This window comes from Acinetobacter lwoffii (assembly GCF_015602705.1).
Taxonomy (GTDB): Bacteria; Pseudomonadota; Gammaproteobacteria; order Pseudomonadales; family Moraxellaceae; genus Acinetobacter; species Acinetobacter lwoffii_E.
In genome coordinates this window covers 2397701-2413572 of sequence record NZ_CP059081.1, presented here as the reverse complement: position 1 = coordinate 2413572, position 15872 = coordinate 2397701, and the positions used below count along the sequence as shown (strand labels likewise).

Sequence of the window (15872 nt, the reverse complement as noted above, 5' to 3'; positions counted from 1 at the left end):
GCCTAACCCTCTCCTTTAAAAAAGGAGAGGGAATCTAAGGATTATTTCAGACCAGGCTCTCTTTTGAGGGGCTTGTCATTGGCGTATTGATCGATCTCTTCATTTTCTAGAGGGCGGGAAAGTGGAGGATCGACAAAGCCCATTTTTGGCACCGGAATTTCAATCTGGTTATCGACAAAGCCGTTGCGAATCCGTTCCTGCATTTCATCACGAACTTTCAGGTAGTTTTCCTGTTGGCACCACACTGCAAACAGCAGTTCAATCGAAGATTCACGGAAAGCGGTAACGGTGACTGCAGGTTTCGGGTCGGCCAGTACCAGTGGATATTTATTGGCAACGTCCAGCAGAACTTCGCGTACCTTGATAATATTTTCATGGAAATTGATCGCCAACGTAATCGGAATCCGCCGTATCGGAAATTTCGACAAGTTCTGCACCGGTGCCCGAATTAGCTGTTCATTCGGTAAACGCACATAGATATTATCTTGGGTCAAAAGTTTAACCGAGAGCAGATCAATCGAAATCACTTCGCCTTCAATGGTATGCCCACGAATCAAGGTAATCTGGATGGTATCACCGACTTCAAAAGAACCTTCACCAATCAGGAACAGACCACTGATCAGGTTGGATGCTGAGGTTTGCGAAGCAAAACCCAGTGCGACCGTTAAAATCCCTGCAGCGCCAAGGAAGACACTGAGTTTAAAACCGGCTTCTTTCAGACTAGCCATCACAAACAGCAGGAAGATAAAATAGAAAATTCCGCGGCGCCAGACCAGTTTCTGATGGGCATTAAAACGGACACCAATGGTGCGAATAAAGGTATTGGAAATAAAGCGTGCGATCAGGAAACCAATAAAGCACAACACCACCGCCACCAGAACTTCGGTCAAACGGTCGGTATTGATATTGGTAAATACTCCCTTCAGGCTGTTGGTGACTTCGGTCGGAATATTTGAACTTGGCATCAGACGCCCTTAGAAAAATGAATCAAACATATTAAATAACGCACCTGCCGGATCGCGCGGTGGATGCAGATAGGCCACTTCACCAGCATTTGGTGGTGTGCGGTTTTCGACCCGAATCCGTGGTGGACGATCCGAACTTTCATGCAAAACGCGGATTTGTGAGGTCCATAAGCGGCCGGTACTTTCACTGTAAAAAAGCGGCAGGGCAGGCACTGGCACATTCATTCGGTCAAAGCGCAATTGCTGGTTACTGGTATTGTGAAACTCAATCGGCGTGACTGCACGAAAGGCTCGCGGATGTAACTGTTTCAGTTCGGTTCTGCCATCGACTGCGGTGGCATAACAGATTTCCCCCGAACGGTGATTGGGTCCAAACCAGGTGTCTTTTGGCAAGATTACCGGCAAATCGAAAATCGGTTCGCGCTGCCCCTCGACAAAACCGGCAATCCATAAGGGCGTGCTGATATAAAGCGTACCGCGCTGTCCGGCAGGAATATAAATCGGATCGACTGGTTTAATCACCACAGAACGGTCTGCAAGGCGTGGCATCAGTTGCAATTTGTTTTGCGTGGATTTGAACATATAGCGTTCAATTTTCACAGGTGGGGGAAAGGCAAAATTCGGATCATCAATCTGATGCCATTGCTGTTCATAATCGTATTGCACAGAGGGGCGGAAATATTCCAGTCGCCATTCCTGAATCCCTCGGGTCAGCCGAAACAGCAAGGAGCCAAACTGCCAGGCTTTAGACTGATTTATTTCAAAATTCTGTTCTCCCCACCAGCGCATTTTCGCTGTATTCGGGATTAATTCATCTTTATCTCGCGGCAATCTTGGCACCCTTTCTTGCTAAATCTTTGAAAACATACTTCACGCTGTCATATGCTTAGAGTACACTCAATTTAAATTTTTTCATCATTATTATAATCCGCGATGCAAGTACTTAAACAATTACAAATCCCATATAGCTTCGCCAAGCGCCATGGTGTGCTGTTGCGTTATGAGGGAGATCAGGCCTTTATTCTGCGTCGTGACAATACCTCGATGCTTGCATTGCAGGAAGCTCGCCGTCTGCTCGGTTATCCGGCTCATTTTCAACTCTGTAGCGAACAGGAATTTAACCAGTTACTCAGTTCCAGTTTTGCCGGCGATAGCGGCGAATCGCAACAGGTCGCTGCCGGTCTGGAAGATCATCCGGATTTACTCAGCCTGGCTGATTCCGTACCTGAAGCTGAAGACCTGATGGATCAGGAAGATGATGCGCCGATTGTGCGGCTGATCAATGCATTGCTCTCAGAGGCGATTCGTGTCGGGGCTTCCGATATTCATATTGAATCTTTTGAGAAAAAACTGTCGGTGCGTTTACGGGTCGATGGCCAGTTACGCGAAATTGTACAGCCACGCCGTGAACTGGCACCGCTTCTGGTTTCACGGATTAAAGTCATGGCCAAACTGGATATTGCCGAAAAGCGTATTCCTCAAGATGGCCGTATTTCATTACGCTTGGCCGGACGTGAAGTCGATGTCCGTGTATCCACCTTGCCATCTTCTTATGGGGAGCGGGTGGTGATGCGTTTGCTGGACAAGCAGGCTGGCCGTTTGAACATGACCCATTTGGGTTTGATGAATAATGACTATGATCGACTCAAGACCTTAGTACATCGCCCGCACGGGATTATTCTGGTAACCGGCCCGACCGGTTCGGGTAAAACCACCACTTTATATGCGGCACTTTCTGATCTGAATGATGGTTCCAAAAATATCCTCACGGCTGAAGATCCGATTGAATATCAGCTGGAAGGCATTGGACAAACGCAGGTCAATACCAAAGTGGATATGACCTTTGCCCGTGCTTTAAAAGCGATGTTACGTCAGGACCCGGATGTGGTCATGGTCGGTGAGATTCGTGATCTGGAAACGGCAGAAATTGCGGTACAGGCATCCCTAACTGGACATCTGGTGTTATCCACCTTGCATACCAATACCGCGATTGGTGCGGTTACGCGCCTGAAAGATATGGGGATTGAGCCATTTTTGCTTTCCAGTTCTTTAATCGGGGTAATTGCCCAACGTCTGGTGCGTACCTTGTGTCCACATTGTGCGACCTGGCATGAGGCAGATGCTTTCGAGAAGAATCTATTAGGCAATATTGAGCATCCCCAAGATTTAAGATTGCCGCAACCGCACGGCTGTGAACGTTGTGGCAATACGGGCTTTAGTGGTCGTACTGCAATTTATGAAATTGTGTCAGTCGATGATCATATGCGCCGTTTGATTCATGGCAATGCGGCTGAATATGAAATCGAAAGCTATGCACGTCAGCAGTCAGGTTCCATTCGTGATGATGGTCTGCGTAAAGTATTGGCCGGAAAAACCACGATTGAAGAAGTATTGCGAGTAACCAACGAAGCAGTAGAATAATTTTTTAATCTGCTCGCTTTATCATAATGGTCGTCAGGACTTTTGGATATTTACCAGAGACTGACGATTTTTTTCATGAGTTGTGCACGAAAAGGTGCAGTCGGATTTCCCGGATTACGCAGAGTTTCATTTTCATAAAAGTTCTGCCAGGCTTGTGCCATTGCTAAACTCAGTCCTTCCTGTTTCATTGTTTCAACATCTGCCTGATTGATGTTGAGAAAACGAACTTCAGCATCTTTGGGGCCAGCGCCCCAACCAATAATCCCTTTACCAAATTCAGGCAGAATCATATTGTTGGGCGTTGCAGGAATGGGTAGGCGTTCAATTTCAGTATTGAGCAGAGATTTTATTTTCGGACGGATTTTTTCTGAGAGATAAAGATCTGCAAAAGAGGTTGTAGCAGTGAGGAGCAGGAGAGAATTCAGAAGAACTAGTTTTAACATCAATATAAATCGAATAAATGTAAATAAGAATCATTATATATAATTTCTTAAGTTTTTGCTGCAGTTTTCAAGTGGGGAAGAGAAGTAGCTTTTGACAAAAGATGAAGCGGGTAAATTTTGAAATTTATAATTGAAGTCTAGCTATCCTGAAACTTTTTTCAGGATAGCTGTTAAATAAAAAAATTAAGTAATTACGTTTAAGTTCACATCAATATTATTACGGGTCGCATTTGAGTATGGACAGACAATATGCGCAGCATCCACCAGTTTTTTTGCTTCTTCCTGATCCATGCCTTCAAGATGGATGTTTAATGTCACTTCGATCCCGAACCCGGTAGGAATCGGACCAATCCCAACATCACCTTCAATATAGGCATCTTTACTGATATTGAGCTTGTCACGATTGGCAACAAATTTCATTGCACCCAAGAAACAGGCGGAATAACCTGCGGCAAAGAGCTGTTCAGGATTGGTTCCACCGCCTGGTCCCCCCATTTCTTTAGGTACGGCCAATTGGACGTCCAGAATCTGATCGTCAGAAATGGCGCGGCCATCACGGCCCCCTGTGGCTTTGGCATGTGCGGTATAGACGGCTTTTTCTAATGACATGAGTTAAATCCCTGTTTATTTTTCGTAGAGCTTCTATGCTCGGTGATTTCACCTGAAGAATAAGCAGGGATTTTGTTATTTTATGCAAGCAAATGAAACGATTCAGGAAAGTTGAAGAAGTCTACGGTGTTGCATTAAAGGCATGGATTCACGCACTTTTTGCTGTTCATTTAAATCAAAGTCGACGGTGATGAGTTGAGCACCTTCTGCATGGATCATATTAATAAGTTGTCCACGACTATTGGTGGCGGCTGCATGTCCCCAAGTCTGGCGTTTTTCTCCATGCCAGCCTTGTTGAGCTGCACCAAGCACCGAGCATTGGCTATCTAGAGCACGTGTTTGCAGAAGAAGCTGCCAGTGCATTTCACCTGTGGTATAGGTAAAGGCAGAAGGAGCGGTCAAGAGGTTTGCACCTTTGGCTCGTAAATTTAACGCCAGTTCCGGAAAGCGCAGGTCATAACAGACCATTAACCCAATATTGCCAAAAGGTGTTTTGGCTACGACAACATCTGTGCCGGGTTCAAAGAACTTGGATTCCTGATAACCACCGACAGCATCGCCGACTTGCACATCAAACAGGTGAATTTTGTCATAACGTGCTTCGGTCCGTTCCGGACTGATACACAGGCTAACGGTACGCACCCGGCCATCCTCAATGATTGAACCATCCGGACGATAAGGGCAGGGTAATGTACCGGCAACGATCCAGGTGTCATATTCATGGGCAAGTTGTTCCAGACGCTGCTGAATCACTTCAAATTGTGCAGCAGTTTCACGCTGTTTACCTGCTGCAAAACAGACAAAGTTTTCCGGGAAAACAATCAGTTCAGCACCATTGGCCTTACTTTGTTGAATTAAAGATTCAATCTCCACGAAATTGACATCAATTTCATTTTGAGAATTCATTTGTACAACAGAAAGTAAAGTCATAGGGTTCTCTTATAAGATGGTTATACCTTTTGCTCGGAAATTTTATCTAAATTGTCTTGCTCTTTCTGTAGCTGTTTGACTAAAGGTTCAAACATGTTCTGATTGCTTTGATTCAGTTTCATCAAGGTTTTATGCGCATCCAGAACCGTATTCAGCATATTTTGATGCGTGACATGTTCTTCCATCAGCGCACGTGTGCAGACATTTGGATCACCACAATAATTCAGAATCACAAACACCTGGCTCAATCCCATACTGTTGGCCAAAGTGGTAATGTCAGAATTGGTAGAAAGCATGACAGCCTGAATATTGTGTACTTGCTTGAGTTTGAGTCCTAGTTTCGCTAAAACACCCAGTACGGTACTGTCAATGAAACTGGTTTCGGTGAGATCAACGATAGCGCCAACTACGTTGTCTTGCTGTTCAATTTTGTTCAGTAATTTGTCTAGACTAATACAAGATTGGGCACGCACTTCGCCGATAAGCTTAAAAATATGCGTTCCGTTCAGACTTGCATATTCAACATGACCTGTTGACATATAAATGCCATTTGCAGAGAAGGATATTAAATTATCCCATAGGGTGTATTGATACTCAAGTGGCTGAAAGTAGTAATCAAATTAAGTGCTTATAAAGCCTGTAAATATACTGCTAATTTACGCGGATAAAGCTTAAAAAGGCGATATCGTCAGCCACATGTTCCGGAGCCTGAAAAGATTGATTCTGTAAATGGTGTAATAATTGCGAGAATTGTTCATTTAAACCACCATCAAAGGGTTCCAATGCCCCATCCGAACAGATAATAAAGCGCGCATTGCGACTTAATACCCATTCATTTTCCTCAACTTCAAGATCTTCGGTTAAGCCTAAAGGGAAACTGCTGGAAGATAGAATTTTAGGCTCTTGATTGGGTTCAAATATAATCGGTGGTGGATAATGCCCAGCGCTGGACCATTTTAATACATGGGTTTCCAAATTAAGAATCCCGGCAATCATGGTGATGTGCTTTTCAATATTTTCCTGCATCAGCATACCGTTTAGCTTCTTGATCAGCTCGCGCGGCGTCTTGGAGCGGCCATGAAAAGCTGCCATCCAGGACGTGAGTAAACTACTGGTGACGCCATGTCCAGAGACATCGGCCAAATAGAAAATCACTTCTTTGTCGCTGATTTTCCAATAATCATACCAATCCCCTGAAAGATAGGCTGAAGGCTGAAAATAGGTTTCAACCTCGTAATTGGTCAATTCAATCGGATTCGGTAACAATTTCTTTTGTAGTTCTGCAGCAGAAGGCAGGTCACGGCTATCCTGGTTACGCTTATATTGCGCATCAATTTTTTGTAATGCCAGATCTGGATTCTCGGGAAGTTTATTCCAGATCCAGCCGGCTAAAGCCCCTTGTTCCCAGGCCTGAGCCAAAGCAGTACCTTCATTTTCTAAAGCAAGTACAATCGTAGGAAGATTCCACTTATATTTCAGATAATCATGTACATCTGCAATCGCAATAATCGTAGAGTCATACAGTTCATGATCATCCAGATAGATCATCTGAACATGCGGAAGCGTATCAAGTACTTGATCTAAATAAGGAATATCACGAGTCGGTTGAATGAAATACATAAAAAAGTGATTCAATCCCAGGATTGGCTATAAGATGTACTATAACAAGCAAAGTATTGCTAGCGAACAGATTTTCACTAGCAATCATACATGAAGCTTAAACTTAAAGATCTTCGTTTGAAGATTCAATGTTGCTATCACTAGAAGGTGCATCATCAGAATTCTCATCTTCAAAATCATCTTCTAGGAACAGCGTATCTTGTTCTGTACCTTTCTTTTCTGCAATTGCATAATTGGTACGTTGTAAATAAATATCGCGAATCTGCGCATAGCGATCGCCAGTCAGCACTCCTTCAACGTCCAGTATTTCTGAACGGGTATCGATGGCACGCCAAAACTGATCAGTCCAGTAAAGTCCATCTTCATCTTCGAGAATGTATTTTTGTGGACGAGCTTGACTATCTACAGCAGTACCGATTACGCCACGGACAGAACTTGGACCTAAAAATGGCAACATGATATAAGGGCCAGAAGGCACGCCATAATAACCTAAGGTAATTCCAAATTTTTCCTCTTCATGACTCAAGCCCAGGCGACGCGCTGGATCAGCCAGTCCTAAAGTTGTTAAGGTGTTAATGGTAAAACGACCTAGGGATTTAGCAGCGCGGGCAGGACGACCTTGAATCAGCTGATTCACCACATTCCAAGGTTCACCTAGGTTACTGCGGAACTGGGTATAGCTGCCACGAACATCTTGAGGAACTTTTTCCACATATTGTACGGCTATGGGACGTACCACGGTGCGGTCAATCGCATCATTAAACTGATAGATCTTTCTATTTAACGGTTGAAAAGGATCTTTAACTTCTTCAGCCTGTGCTGCACTGGCATCAACTTTCAGTTGCGTTTGTAATTGTTGCGCTTTGGTCGAGATTTTTGTTCTAAGCGGCGTTTTTGCAGGCTCGTTTTCCAGATTTTCCACACTGGTGGCCGCCTCGGCGAAAACATGTGCGCTTGAAGCTAAAGAAAATAAGCATATAGATAAGTAAATAGAACGATGCATAAGGTAACCTGAGGCCTTTTCTGTGTAAGTAGCACTACTTATTAGTATAAAAATAATAAACGTTATATTCACGAATAGACATCATTTAAGCAAATTTGTATAAAAAATGAATGAAAACACACGAAAAGCTTAAAAAATATACATACAAAATGATTTTCTTGAAAAAGGTGTTGCAAGGGCTCTGAAATACTGTAGAATGCACATCCATCGGCGGTGATGAAGATTAAAACTTCTGATAAAACAGTGACTTAGTTAAGATTGATTGGGTTGGGTTTTAGAAAGAAATTTTAAAAATAGTTTTCATTACTGGTTGACTTTCTAGAGATAGAGAGTAATATAGCCGACCTAGCTTGCTGGTGACGAATTAGCAAGAAGATCATTAAGAGATTATGAAGAACAACTTGTGTGGATTTTTACTGGTTGATCGATCGAAATTATTTTCATTGATTGATGGTAGAAATTACTCGAAGTTTATTTGAGAAATATTTGTCAGAAAATTGATGAGCCAAGATTGGCACCCTTTAAGGTGCTACATAGTATTAAACTGAAGAGTTTGATCATGGCTCAGATTGAACGCTGGCGGCAGGCTTAACACATGCAAGTCGAGCGGGGAAATGTAGCTTGCTACATTACCTAGCGGCGGACGGGTGAGTAATGCTTAGGAATCTGCCTATTAGTGGGGGACAACATCTCGAAAGGGATGCTAATACCGCATACGTCCTACGGGAGAAAGCAGGGGACCTTCGGGCCTTGCGCTAATAGATGAGCCTAAGTCGGATTAGCTAGTTGGTGGGGTAAAGGCCTACCAAGGCGACGATCTGTAGCGGGTCTGAGAGGATGATCCGCCACACTGGGACTGAGACACGGCCCAGACTCCTACGGGAGGCAGCAGTGGGGAATATTGGACAATGGGGGGAACCCTGATCCAGCCATGCCGCGTGTGTGAAGAAGGCCTTTTGGTTGTAAAGCACTTTAAGCGAGGAGGAGGCTACCGAGATTAATACTCTTGGATAGTGGACGTTACTCGCAGAATAAGCACCGGCTAACTCTGTGCCAGCAGCCGCGGTAATACAGAGGGTGCAAGCGTTAATCGGATTTACTGGGCGTAAAGCGCGCGTAGGTGGCCAATTAAGTCAAATGTGAAATCCCCGAGCTTAACTTGGGAATTGCATTCGATACTGGTTGGCTAGAGTATGGGAGAGGATGGTAGAATTCCAGGTGTAGCGGTGAAATGCGTAGAGATCTGGAGGAATACCGATGGCGAAGGCAGCCATCTGGCCTAATACTGACACTGAGGTGCGAAAGCATGGGGAGCAAACAGGATTAGATACCCTGGTAGTCCATGCCGTAAACGATGTCTACTAGCCGTTGGGGCCTTTGAGGCTTTAGTGGCGCAGCTAACGCGATAAGTAGACCGCCTGGGGAGTACGGTCGCAAGACTAAAACTCAAATGAATTGACGGGGGCCCGCACAAGCGGTGGAGCATGTGGTTTAATTCGATGCAACGCGAAGAACCTTACCTGGTCTTGACATAGTAAGAACTTTCCAGAGATGGATTGGTGCCTTCGGGAACTTACATACAGGTGCTGCATGGCTGTCGTCAGCTCGTGTCGTGAGATGTTGGGTTAAGTCCCGCAACGAGCGCAACCCTTTTCCTTATTTGCCAGCGGGTTAAGCCGGGAACTTTAAGGATACTGCCAGTGACAAACTGGAGGAAGGCGGGGACGACGTCAAGTCATCATGGCCCTTACGACCAGGGCTACACACGTGCTACAATGGTCGGTACAAAGGGTTGCTACCACGCGAGTGGATGCTAATCTCAAAAAGCCGATCGTAGTCCGGATTGGAGTCTGCAACTCGACTCCATGAAGTCGGAATCGCTAGTAATCGCGGATCAGAATGCCGCGGTGAATACGTTCCCGGGCCTTGTACACACCGCCCGTCACACCATGGGAGTTTGTTGCACCAGAAGTAGGTAGTCTAACCTTAGGGGGGACGCTTACCACGGTGTGGCAGATGACTGGGGTGAAGTCGTAACAAGGTAGCCGTAGGGGAACCTGCGGCTGGATCACCTCCTTAACGAAAGATTGACGATTGGTAAGAATCCACAACAAGTTGTTCTTCATACGATGTATCTGAGGGTCTGTAGCTCAGTTGGTTAGAGCACACGCTTGATAAGCGTGGGGTCACAAGTTCAAGTCTTGTCAGACCCACCAAATCTGACTAACGAAGCATGAAAGTGCTGAAGCAAACAGAACAGAACGATACATTGACTTATTGATAAGCTGGGGACTTAGCTTAGTTGGTAGAGCGCCTGCTTTGCACGCAGGAGGTCAGGAGTTCGACTCTCCTAGTCTCCACCAAATTTCAAGATCATAAAAGCACTGCTTTTACTTGAAATTTAAGCAAGAAGCTACGCTTCGCGCAGTATGTAAGCATACAGTGATGAAGTTGTTTAGTTCCTAAGCGATCAGGTGTTTAGATCCTAGAGATTAACAAGTACAAGCGTTATGATACGCGCACTTGATAATCTCTGTGATTTATCACAGTTTCCTGACCTGACGAAGGCTGGAAAAATCATTAACAGAATATATTTGAGTTGAAATAATTTGTTCAAACTCGTTTTTAAGATCAACACTAACAGTGATTTATTACTGTGATGTGAAGATTAAAGAAATGAGTTCTAGCGAAATTAACTGAATCAAGCGTTTTGGTATATGAATCTAATTGAAGCTGTACAGTAGTTGAATCTACGAAACGCCAACTGTATGAGAGTGTTGAAAGACACAATCTGTTGCTTATCCCACTTGTAAGGATAAACGACTGTTTGGGGTTGTATAGTCAAGTAATTAAGTGCATGTGGTGGATGCCTTGGCAGTCAGAGGCGAAGAAAGACGTGATAGCCTGCGAAAAGCTCCGGGGAGGCGGCAAATATCCTGTGATCCGGAGATGTCTGAATGGGGAAACCCACTTACCATAAGGTAGGTATTGCAACATGAATACATAGTGTTGCAAGGCGAACGAGGGGAAGTGAAACATCTCAGTACCCTTAGGAAAAGAAATCAATTGAGATTCCCTCAGTAGCGGCGAGCGAAAGGGGAAGAGCCCATTAAGTCATATAAGTTCTAGTGGAACGCTCTGGGAAGTGCGACCGTAGACGGTGATAGTCCTGTACACGAAAGGGCTTATATGATGATGTCGAGTAGGGCGAGGCACGTGAAACCTTGTCTGAATATGGGGGGACCATCCTCCAAGGCTAAATACTCCTGACTGACCGATAGTGAACCAGTACCGTGAGGGAAAGGCGAAAAGAACCCCTGTGAGGGGAGTGAAATAGATCCTGAAACCGCATGCATACAAGCAGTGGGAGCCGACTTGTTCGGTGACTGCGTACCTTTTGTATAATGGGTCAGCGACTTATATTCAGTAGCAAGGTTAACCGCATAGGGGAGCCGTAGGGAAACCGAGTCTTAATAGGGCGTTTAGTTGCTGGGTATAGACCCGAAACCAGGTGATCTATCCATGAGCAGGTTGAAGGTTGGGTAACACTAACTGGAGGACCGAACCCACTGTCGTTGAAAAGCCAGGGGATGACTTGTGGATAGGGGTGAAAGGCTAATCAAACTTGGTGATAGCTGGTTCTCCCCGAAAGCTATTTAGGTAGCGCCTCGGACGAATACCATTGGGGGTAGAGCACTGTTTCGGCTAGGGGGTCATCCCGACTTACCAAACCGATGCAAACTCCGAATACCAATGAGTACTATCCGGGAGACAGACTGCGGGTGCTAACGTCCGTAGTCAAGAGGAAAACAATCCAGACCGCCAGCTAAGGCCCCAAAATTATAGTTAAGTGGGAAACGATGTGGGAAGGCATAGACAGCTAGGAGGTTGGCTTAGAAGCAGCCACCCTTTAAAGAAAGCGTAATAGCTCACTAGTCGAGTCGGCCTGCGCGGAAGATGTAACGGGGCTAAAACTATATGCCGAAGCTGCGGATGCATAATTTATTATGCGTGGTAGGGGAGCGTTCTGTAAGCCGATGAAGGTGGATTGAGAAGTCTGCTGGAGGTATCAGAAGTGCGAATGCTGACGTGAGTAACGACAATGCGAGTGAAAAACTCGCACGCTGAAAGACCAAGGGTTCCAGTCCAACGTTAATCGGGGCTGGGTGAGTCGACCCCTAAGGCGAGGCCGAGAGGCGTAGTCGATGGGAAATTGGTTAATATTCCAATACTTCTGTGTAATGCGATGAGAGGACGGAGAAGGTTAAGTCAGCCTGGCGTTGGTTGTCCAGGTGGAAGGTTGTAGGCATGTATCTTAGGCAAATCCGGGGTACTCTATGCTGAGAACTGATAGCAAGCTGTACTTGTACAGTGAAGTGGCTGATACCATGCTTCCAGGAAAAGTCTCTAAGCTTCAGTTACACAGGAATCGTACCCGAAACCGACACAGGTGGTCAGGTCGAGTAGACCAAAGCGCTTGAGAGAACTCTGCTGAAGGAACTAGGCAAAATGGTACCGTAACTTCGGGAGAAGGTACGCTGTTGTCTGTGATAGGACTTGCTCCTTGAGCGGCCGACAGCCTCAGAAACCAGGCCCCTGCAACTGTTTATTAAAAACATAGCACTCTGCAAACACGAAAGTGGACGTATAGGGTGTGATGCCTGCCCGGTGCTGGAAGGTTAATTGATGGGGTTAGCGTAAGCGAAGCTCTTGATCGAAGCCCCAGTAAACGGCGGCCGTAACTATAACGGTCCTAAGGTAGCGAAATTCCTTGTCGGGTAAGTTCCGACCTGCACGAATGGCATAATGATGGGGGCGCTGTCTCCAGCAGAGACTCAGTGAAATCGAATTCGCCGTGAAGATGCGGTGTACCCGCGGCTAGACGGAAAGACCCCGTGAACCTTTACTGCAGCTTGACATTGAACTTTGATCTTACTTGTGTAGGATAGGTGGGAGGCTTTGAAGTCGCGACGCTAGTTGCGATGGAGCCGTCCTTGAAATACCACCCTGGTAATATTGAGGTTCTAACTCTGTCCCGTTATCCGGGACGAGGACCATGTCTGGTGGGTAGTTTGACTGGGGCGGTCTCCTCCTAAAGAGTAACGGAGGAGTACGAAGGTGCGCTCAGCGTGGTCGGAAATCACGCGTAGAGTATAAAGGCAAAAGCGCGCTTAACTGCGAGACCCACAAGTCGAGCAGGTACGAAAGTAGGTCTTAGTGATCCGGTGGTTCTGTATGGAAGGGCCATCGCTCAACGGATAAAAGGTACTCTGGGGATAACAGGCTGATACCGCCCAAGAGTTCATATCGACGGCGGTGTTTGGCACCTCGATGTCGGCTCATCTCATCCTGGGGCTGAAGCAGGTCCCAAGGGTATGGCTGTTCGCCATTTAAAGAGGTACGCGAGCTGGGTTTAGAACGTCGTGAGACAGTTCGGTCCCTATCTACCGTGGGCGTTGGAAATTTGAGAGGATCTGCTCCTAGTACGAGAGGACCAGAGTGGACGAACCTCTGGTGTACCGGTTGTCACGCCAGTGGCATCGCCGGGTAGCTATGTTCGGAAGGGATAACCGCTGAAAGCATCTAAGCGGGAAGCCTACCTCAAGATAAGATTTCCCCGAGACTTTATGTCTCCTAAAGAGCCGTTGAAGACTACGACGTTGATAGGTTGGATGTGGAAGCATAGTGATATGTGAAGCTGACCAATACTAATTGCTCGTGAGGCTTGACTATACAACACCCAAACAGTTGTTGTATAAAAGCTCGATTGATTCGATATTAAACAAAGTGACTTGATTTAGTTACGCTAAACGAACAAACTACTGCAACTCAGATATATCTGTTAATGAACGATGTTCAAAGCACTGCTTTGAACAGAGTGCAAGATTTGAAGAAAGCTAAGGCAGCCATAAGACCTCAGTAAGTAATCATACCAGTTGTGCTGGCGACCATAGCAAGAGTGAACCACCTGATCCCTTCCCGAACTCAGAAGTGAAACCTCTTAGCGCTGATGGTAGTGTGGGGTTACCCATGTGAGAGTAAGTCATCGCCAGCTCATTATTCGAAATCCCCCTCCGCCAAGGCAGAGGGGGATTTTTTTATGCGCAAATTTAAGTATTTCAACAATTATTAGTCGCGAAAGACTAGAAATTTAAAATCCAATTTGTATGTTTTTTGGTAAATCTGTGTTATAAAAAATAAAACGGCATAAAAATTGCTTATAAAACGGGATTTTCTATTAAGGGGGGTAACAATGAGATTATCAGTGGGTATAAAAATTGCGAACTCGCTGTCATTAACTCCACAATTACAGCAGGCAATTCGGCTATTACAACTTTCAAGTCTGGAATTGGAACAAGAAGTTCAGTTGCAACTTGATAGTAATCCTCTATTAGAAAAAGTTGAAGAGCAAATTACCCTTGAAAGCTTATCTACAATTGAGTCAAATAATGAAAATCAAGATCTAACTAATCAACTTAATGCCGATCATCTGCCTGATGACTTACCTGTAGATACCGATTGGGATGATGTCTATACCCATCAACCTACAAGTCTGGGGGCAGCCGAGTTCGAAGAGCGTGAAGATAATCGTCAAGGGCATCAGAGCCTGCAAGAATATATGCTAGAACAAATTAATCTGCTGAATTTTTCACAGGTTGATAAATTAATCGCTTATTGCATAGTCGATTCTTTGGACGACAAAGGTTTTTTAGATGCTGAGTTGAGTGAAATTACTGCATCAGTACAACATTTACTCTCTTCTATGGGGTCTGAAGAAGAAATTGAAGATGATGAGGTTGCCGTTGTATTAAAGCATATCCAGCGTTTGGATCCGGTAGGTGTAGGTTCTAGAAGCTTGGCAGAATGCCTATTGGTTCAACTTGATAATTTACCTGCGTCAACCCCTTGCCGAAATGATGCGATCAAACTTCTGCAACATTATGAATTGTTAATTACCAATGAGCTTCCTAAGCTGATCAAACAGACTGGCTTAAATCCAGAACAGTTGCGCTGTGCTGTAGATTTGCTAAAAACCTTAAAACCGCATCCAGGTCTGGAATTTGAAAACAAGGAATCGGATTATCAGGTGCCAGATGTTGTGGTGATGAAAAAGAATAACTGCTGGCAAGTCAATTTAAACTCGGATGTACTGCCAAAGTTACGCGTCAATTCTTTTTATGCCAAAATGATTCGTCGTGCAGATCAAAGCGATGATAATCAGTACCTGCGTAATCAGATGCTGGAAGCGAAGAACTTTATCAAAAGTATCGATGAACGGCATAAAACATTATTGAAAGTCGCAACTTGTATTGTGGAACATCAAAAAATGTTCTTGGAAATTGGGGCGGAAGGCATGAAACCTCTGGTTTTAAGAGATATTGCCGAAGAAGTTGAATTGCATGAATCTACAGTTTCGCGCGTAACCACCAATAAATATATGCTGACCCCACGTGGATTGTTCGAGTTGAAATATTTCTTCTCGAGTCATGTCGGGACTACTTCAGGTGGTGAAGCATCTTCTACTGCTATTCGTGCCAAAATCAAAAAACTGATTTCCGAAGAAAATGCCCGTAAGCCTCTGTCTGATAATGCAATTGCCAATATGTTAAAAGATGAAGGCATTGATGTGGCACGACGTACGGTGGCGAAATATCGTGAATCGTTACATATTCCTTCATCTTCTGAGCGAAAAGTCTTGATCTAAAATTTGAAATCTGGCTATTCTAGAGATTCATTATGACAACATAATGAATCTTTTTTCTTTTGAGGATCAGTAAGATTGATTTGATTCAGGACTTAAAATACGGATATTTTATTTATAAGTTACTGTATTTAAATTATTTTATATTGAGACTCTTCTAATCCTAACGAAGGTGAGGG

Annotated in this window: 10 protein-coding genes, 2 tRNA genes and 3 rRNA genes; 7 read left to right on the top strand and 8 right to left on the bottom strand. The window is 44.8% G+C overall.

What is annotated here, in order from left to right; genetic code table 11:
• Positions 1–41: 41 nt before the first annotated feature.
• Together H0S56_RS11565 and H0S56_RS11560 are read right to left on the bottom strand one after the other, a co-directional pair.
• A complete protein-coding gene (locus H0S56_RS11565) occupies positions 42–965 on the bottom strand; it encodes a mechanosensitive ion channel family protein (RefSeq protein ID WP_195725122.1) in 924 nt (307 codons plus the stop codon).
• Positions 966–974: 9 nt separating this feature from the next.
• Entirely contained in the window at positions 975–1754 is a 780-nt protein-coding gene (locus tag H0S56_RS11560; protein ID WP_086044916.1) for a hypothetical protein, read from the bottom strand.
• A gap of 144 nt (positions 1755–1898) precedes the next feature.
• On the opposite strand from H0S56_RS11560, the gene gspE reads away from it, so the two are divergent.
• Positions 1899–3386: a type II secretion system ATPase GspE gene (gspE, locus tag H0S56_RS11555; RefSeq protein ID WP_004732921.1), complete on the top strand. Its 1488-nt coding sequence runs from the start codon at positions 1899–1901 to the stop codon at positions 3384–3386.
• A gap of 50 nt (positions 3387–3436) precedes the next feature.
• Here gspE and H0S56_RS11550 read toward each other — a convergent pair whose 3' ends face one another.
• The 6 genes from H0S56_RS11550 to H0S56_RS11525 all read right to left on the bottom strand — a co-directional run bounded on the left by H0S56_RS11550 (position 3437) and on the right by H0S56_RS11525 (position 7991).
• Positions 3437–3829 (bottom strand): DUF4951 domain-containing protein, encoded by a 393-nt coding sequence (locus tag H0S56_RS11550; RefSeq protein ID WP_004732919.1) that lies wholly within the window; start codon positions 3827–3829, stop codon positions 3437–3439.
• A gap of 183 nt (positions 3830–4012) precedes the next feature.
• Positions 4013–4438, bottom strand: coding sequence for an organic hydroperoxide resistance protein (locus H0S56_RS11545; protein WP_004732917.1), 426 nt, complete (start codon positions 4436–4438; stop codon positions 4013–4015).
• 102 nt (positions 4439–4540) lie between these two features.
• Positions 4541–5368, bottom strand: a complete 828-nt coding sequence (locus tag H0S56_RS11540) for a carbon-nitrogen hydrolase family protein (RefSeq protein ID WP_004732915.1) — start codon at positions 5366–5368, stop codon at positions 4541–4543.
• Positions 5369–5388: 20 nt separating this feature from the next.
• Positions 5389–5907: an anti-anti-sigma factor GigB gene (gigB, locus tag H0S56_RS11535; protein ID WP_004647542.1), complete on the bottom strand. Its 519-nt coding sequence runs from the start codon at positions 5905–5907 to the stop codon at positions 5389–5391.
• Between the two features lie 112 nt (positions 5908–6019).
• Complete coding sequence (gigA, locus tag H0S56_RS11530) at positions 6020–6988, bottom strand: RsbU family protein phosphatase GigA (protein ID WP_004732911.1); 969 nt, start codon at positions 6986–6988, stop codon at positions 6020–6022.
• Positions 6989–7091: 103 nt separating this feature from the next.
• Complete coding sequence (locus H0S56_RS11525) at positions 7092–7991, bottom strand: MlaA family lipoprotein (protein WP_195725121.1); 900 nt, start codon at positions 7989–7991, stop codon at positions 7092–7094.
• Between the two features lie 541 nt (positions 7992–8532).
• On the opposite strand from H0S56_RS11525, the gene H0S56_RS11520 reads away from it, so the two are divergent.
• From H0S56_RS11520 to H0S56_RS11495, 6 genes are all read left to right on the top strand, one after another.
• Positions 8533–10070, top strand: a 16S ribosomal RNA gene (locus H0S56_RS11520).
• Between the two features lie 60 nt (positions 10071–10130).
• Positions 10131–10207: transfer RNA gene (locus H0S56_RS11515), tRNA-Ile, on the top strand.
• 71 nt (positions 10208–10278) lie between these two features.
• A tRNA-Ala gene (locus tag H0S56_RS11510) sits at positions 10279–10354 on the top strand.
• A gap of 476 nt (positions 10355–10830) precedes the next feature.
• Positions 10831–13724: ribosomal RNA gene (locus tag H0S56_RS11505) — 23S ribosomal RNA — on the top strand.
• Between the two features lie 207 nt (positions 13725–13931).
• Positions 13932–14046: ribosomal RNA gene (gene rrf, locus H0S56_RS11500) — 5S ribosomal RNA — on the top strand.
• Together the 16S, 23S and 5S rRNA genes with 2 tRNA genes alongside form the textbook arrangement of a ribosomal RNA operon.
• Positions 14047–14244: 198 nt before the next feature.
• Entirely contained in the window at positions 14245–15696 is a 1452-nt protein-coding gene (locus H0S56_RS11495; RefSeq protein WP_071851365.1) for an RNA polymerase factor sigma-54, read from the top strand.
• Positions 15697–15872 lie beyond the last annotated feature (176 nt).

What these genes read in the sequence shown, in the direction of transcription:
- H0S56_RS11565 (WP_195725122.1), bottom strand. Translation starts at nt 965, where the DNA reads ATGCCAAGTTCAAATATTCCGACCGAAGTCACCAACAGCCTGAAGGGA.
- H0S56_RS11560 (WP_086044916.1), bottom strand. Translation starts at nt 1,754, where the DNA reads ATGCGCTGGTGGGGAGAACAGAATTTTGAAATAAATCAGTCTAAAGCC.
- gspE (WP_004732921.1), top strand. Translation starts at nt 1,899, where the DNA reads ATGCAAGTACTTAAACAATTACAAATCCCATATAGCTTCGCCAAGCGC.
- H0S56_RS11550 (WP_004732919.1), bottom strand. Translation starts at nt 3,829, where the DNA reads ATGTTAAAACTAGTTCTTCTGAATTCTCTCCTGCTCCTCACTGCTACA.
- H0S56_RS11545 (WP_004732917.1), bottom strand. Translation starts at nt 4,438, where the DNA reads ATGTCATTAGAAAAAGCCGTCTATACCGCACATGCCAAAGCCACAGGG.
- H0S56_RS11540 (WP_004732915.1), bottom strand. Translation starts at nt 5,368, where the DNA reads ATGACTTTACTTTCTGTTGTACAAATGAATTCTCAAAATGAAATTGAT.
- gigB (WP_004647542.1), bottom strand. Translation starts at nt 5,907, where the DNA reads ATGTCAACAGGTCATGTTGAATATGCAAGTCTGAACGGAACGCATATT.
- gigA (WP_004732911.1), bottom strand. Translation starts at nt 6,988, where the DNA reads ATGTATTTCATTCAACCGACTCGTGATATTCCTTATTTAGATCAAGTA.
- H0S56_RS11525 (WP_195725121.1), bottom strand. Translation starts at nt 7,991, where the DNA reads ATGCATCGTTCTATTTACTTATCTATATGCTTATTTTCTTTAGCTTCA.
- H0S56_RS11495 (WP_071851365.1), top strand. Translation starts at nt 14,245, where the DNA reads ATGAGATTATCAGTGGGTATAAAAATTGCGAACTCGCTGTCATTAACT.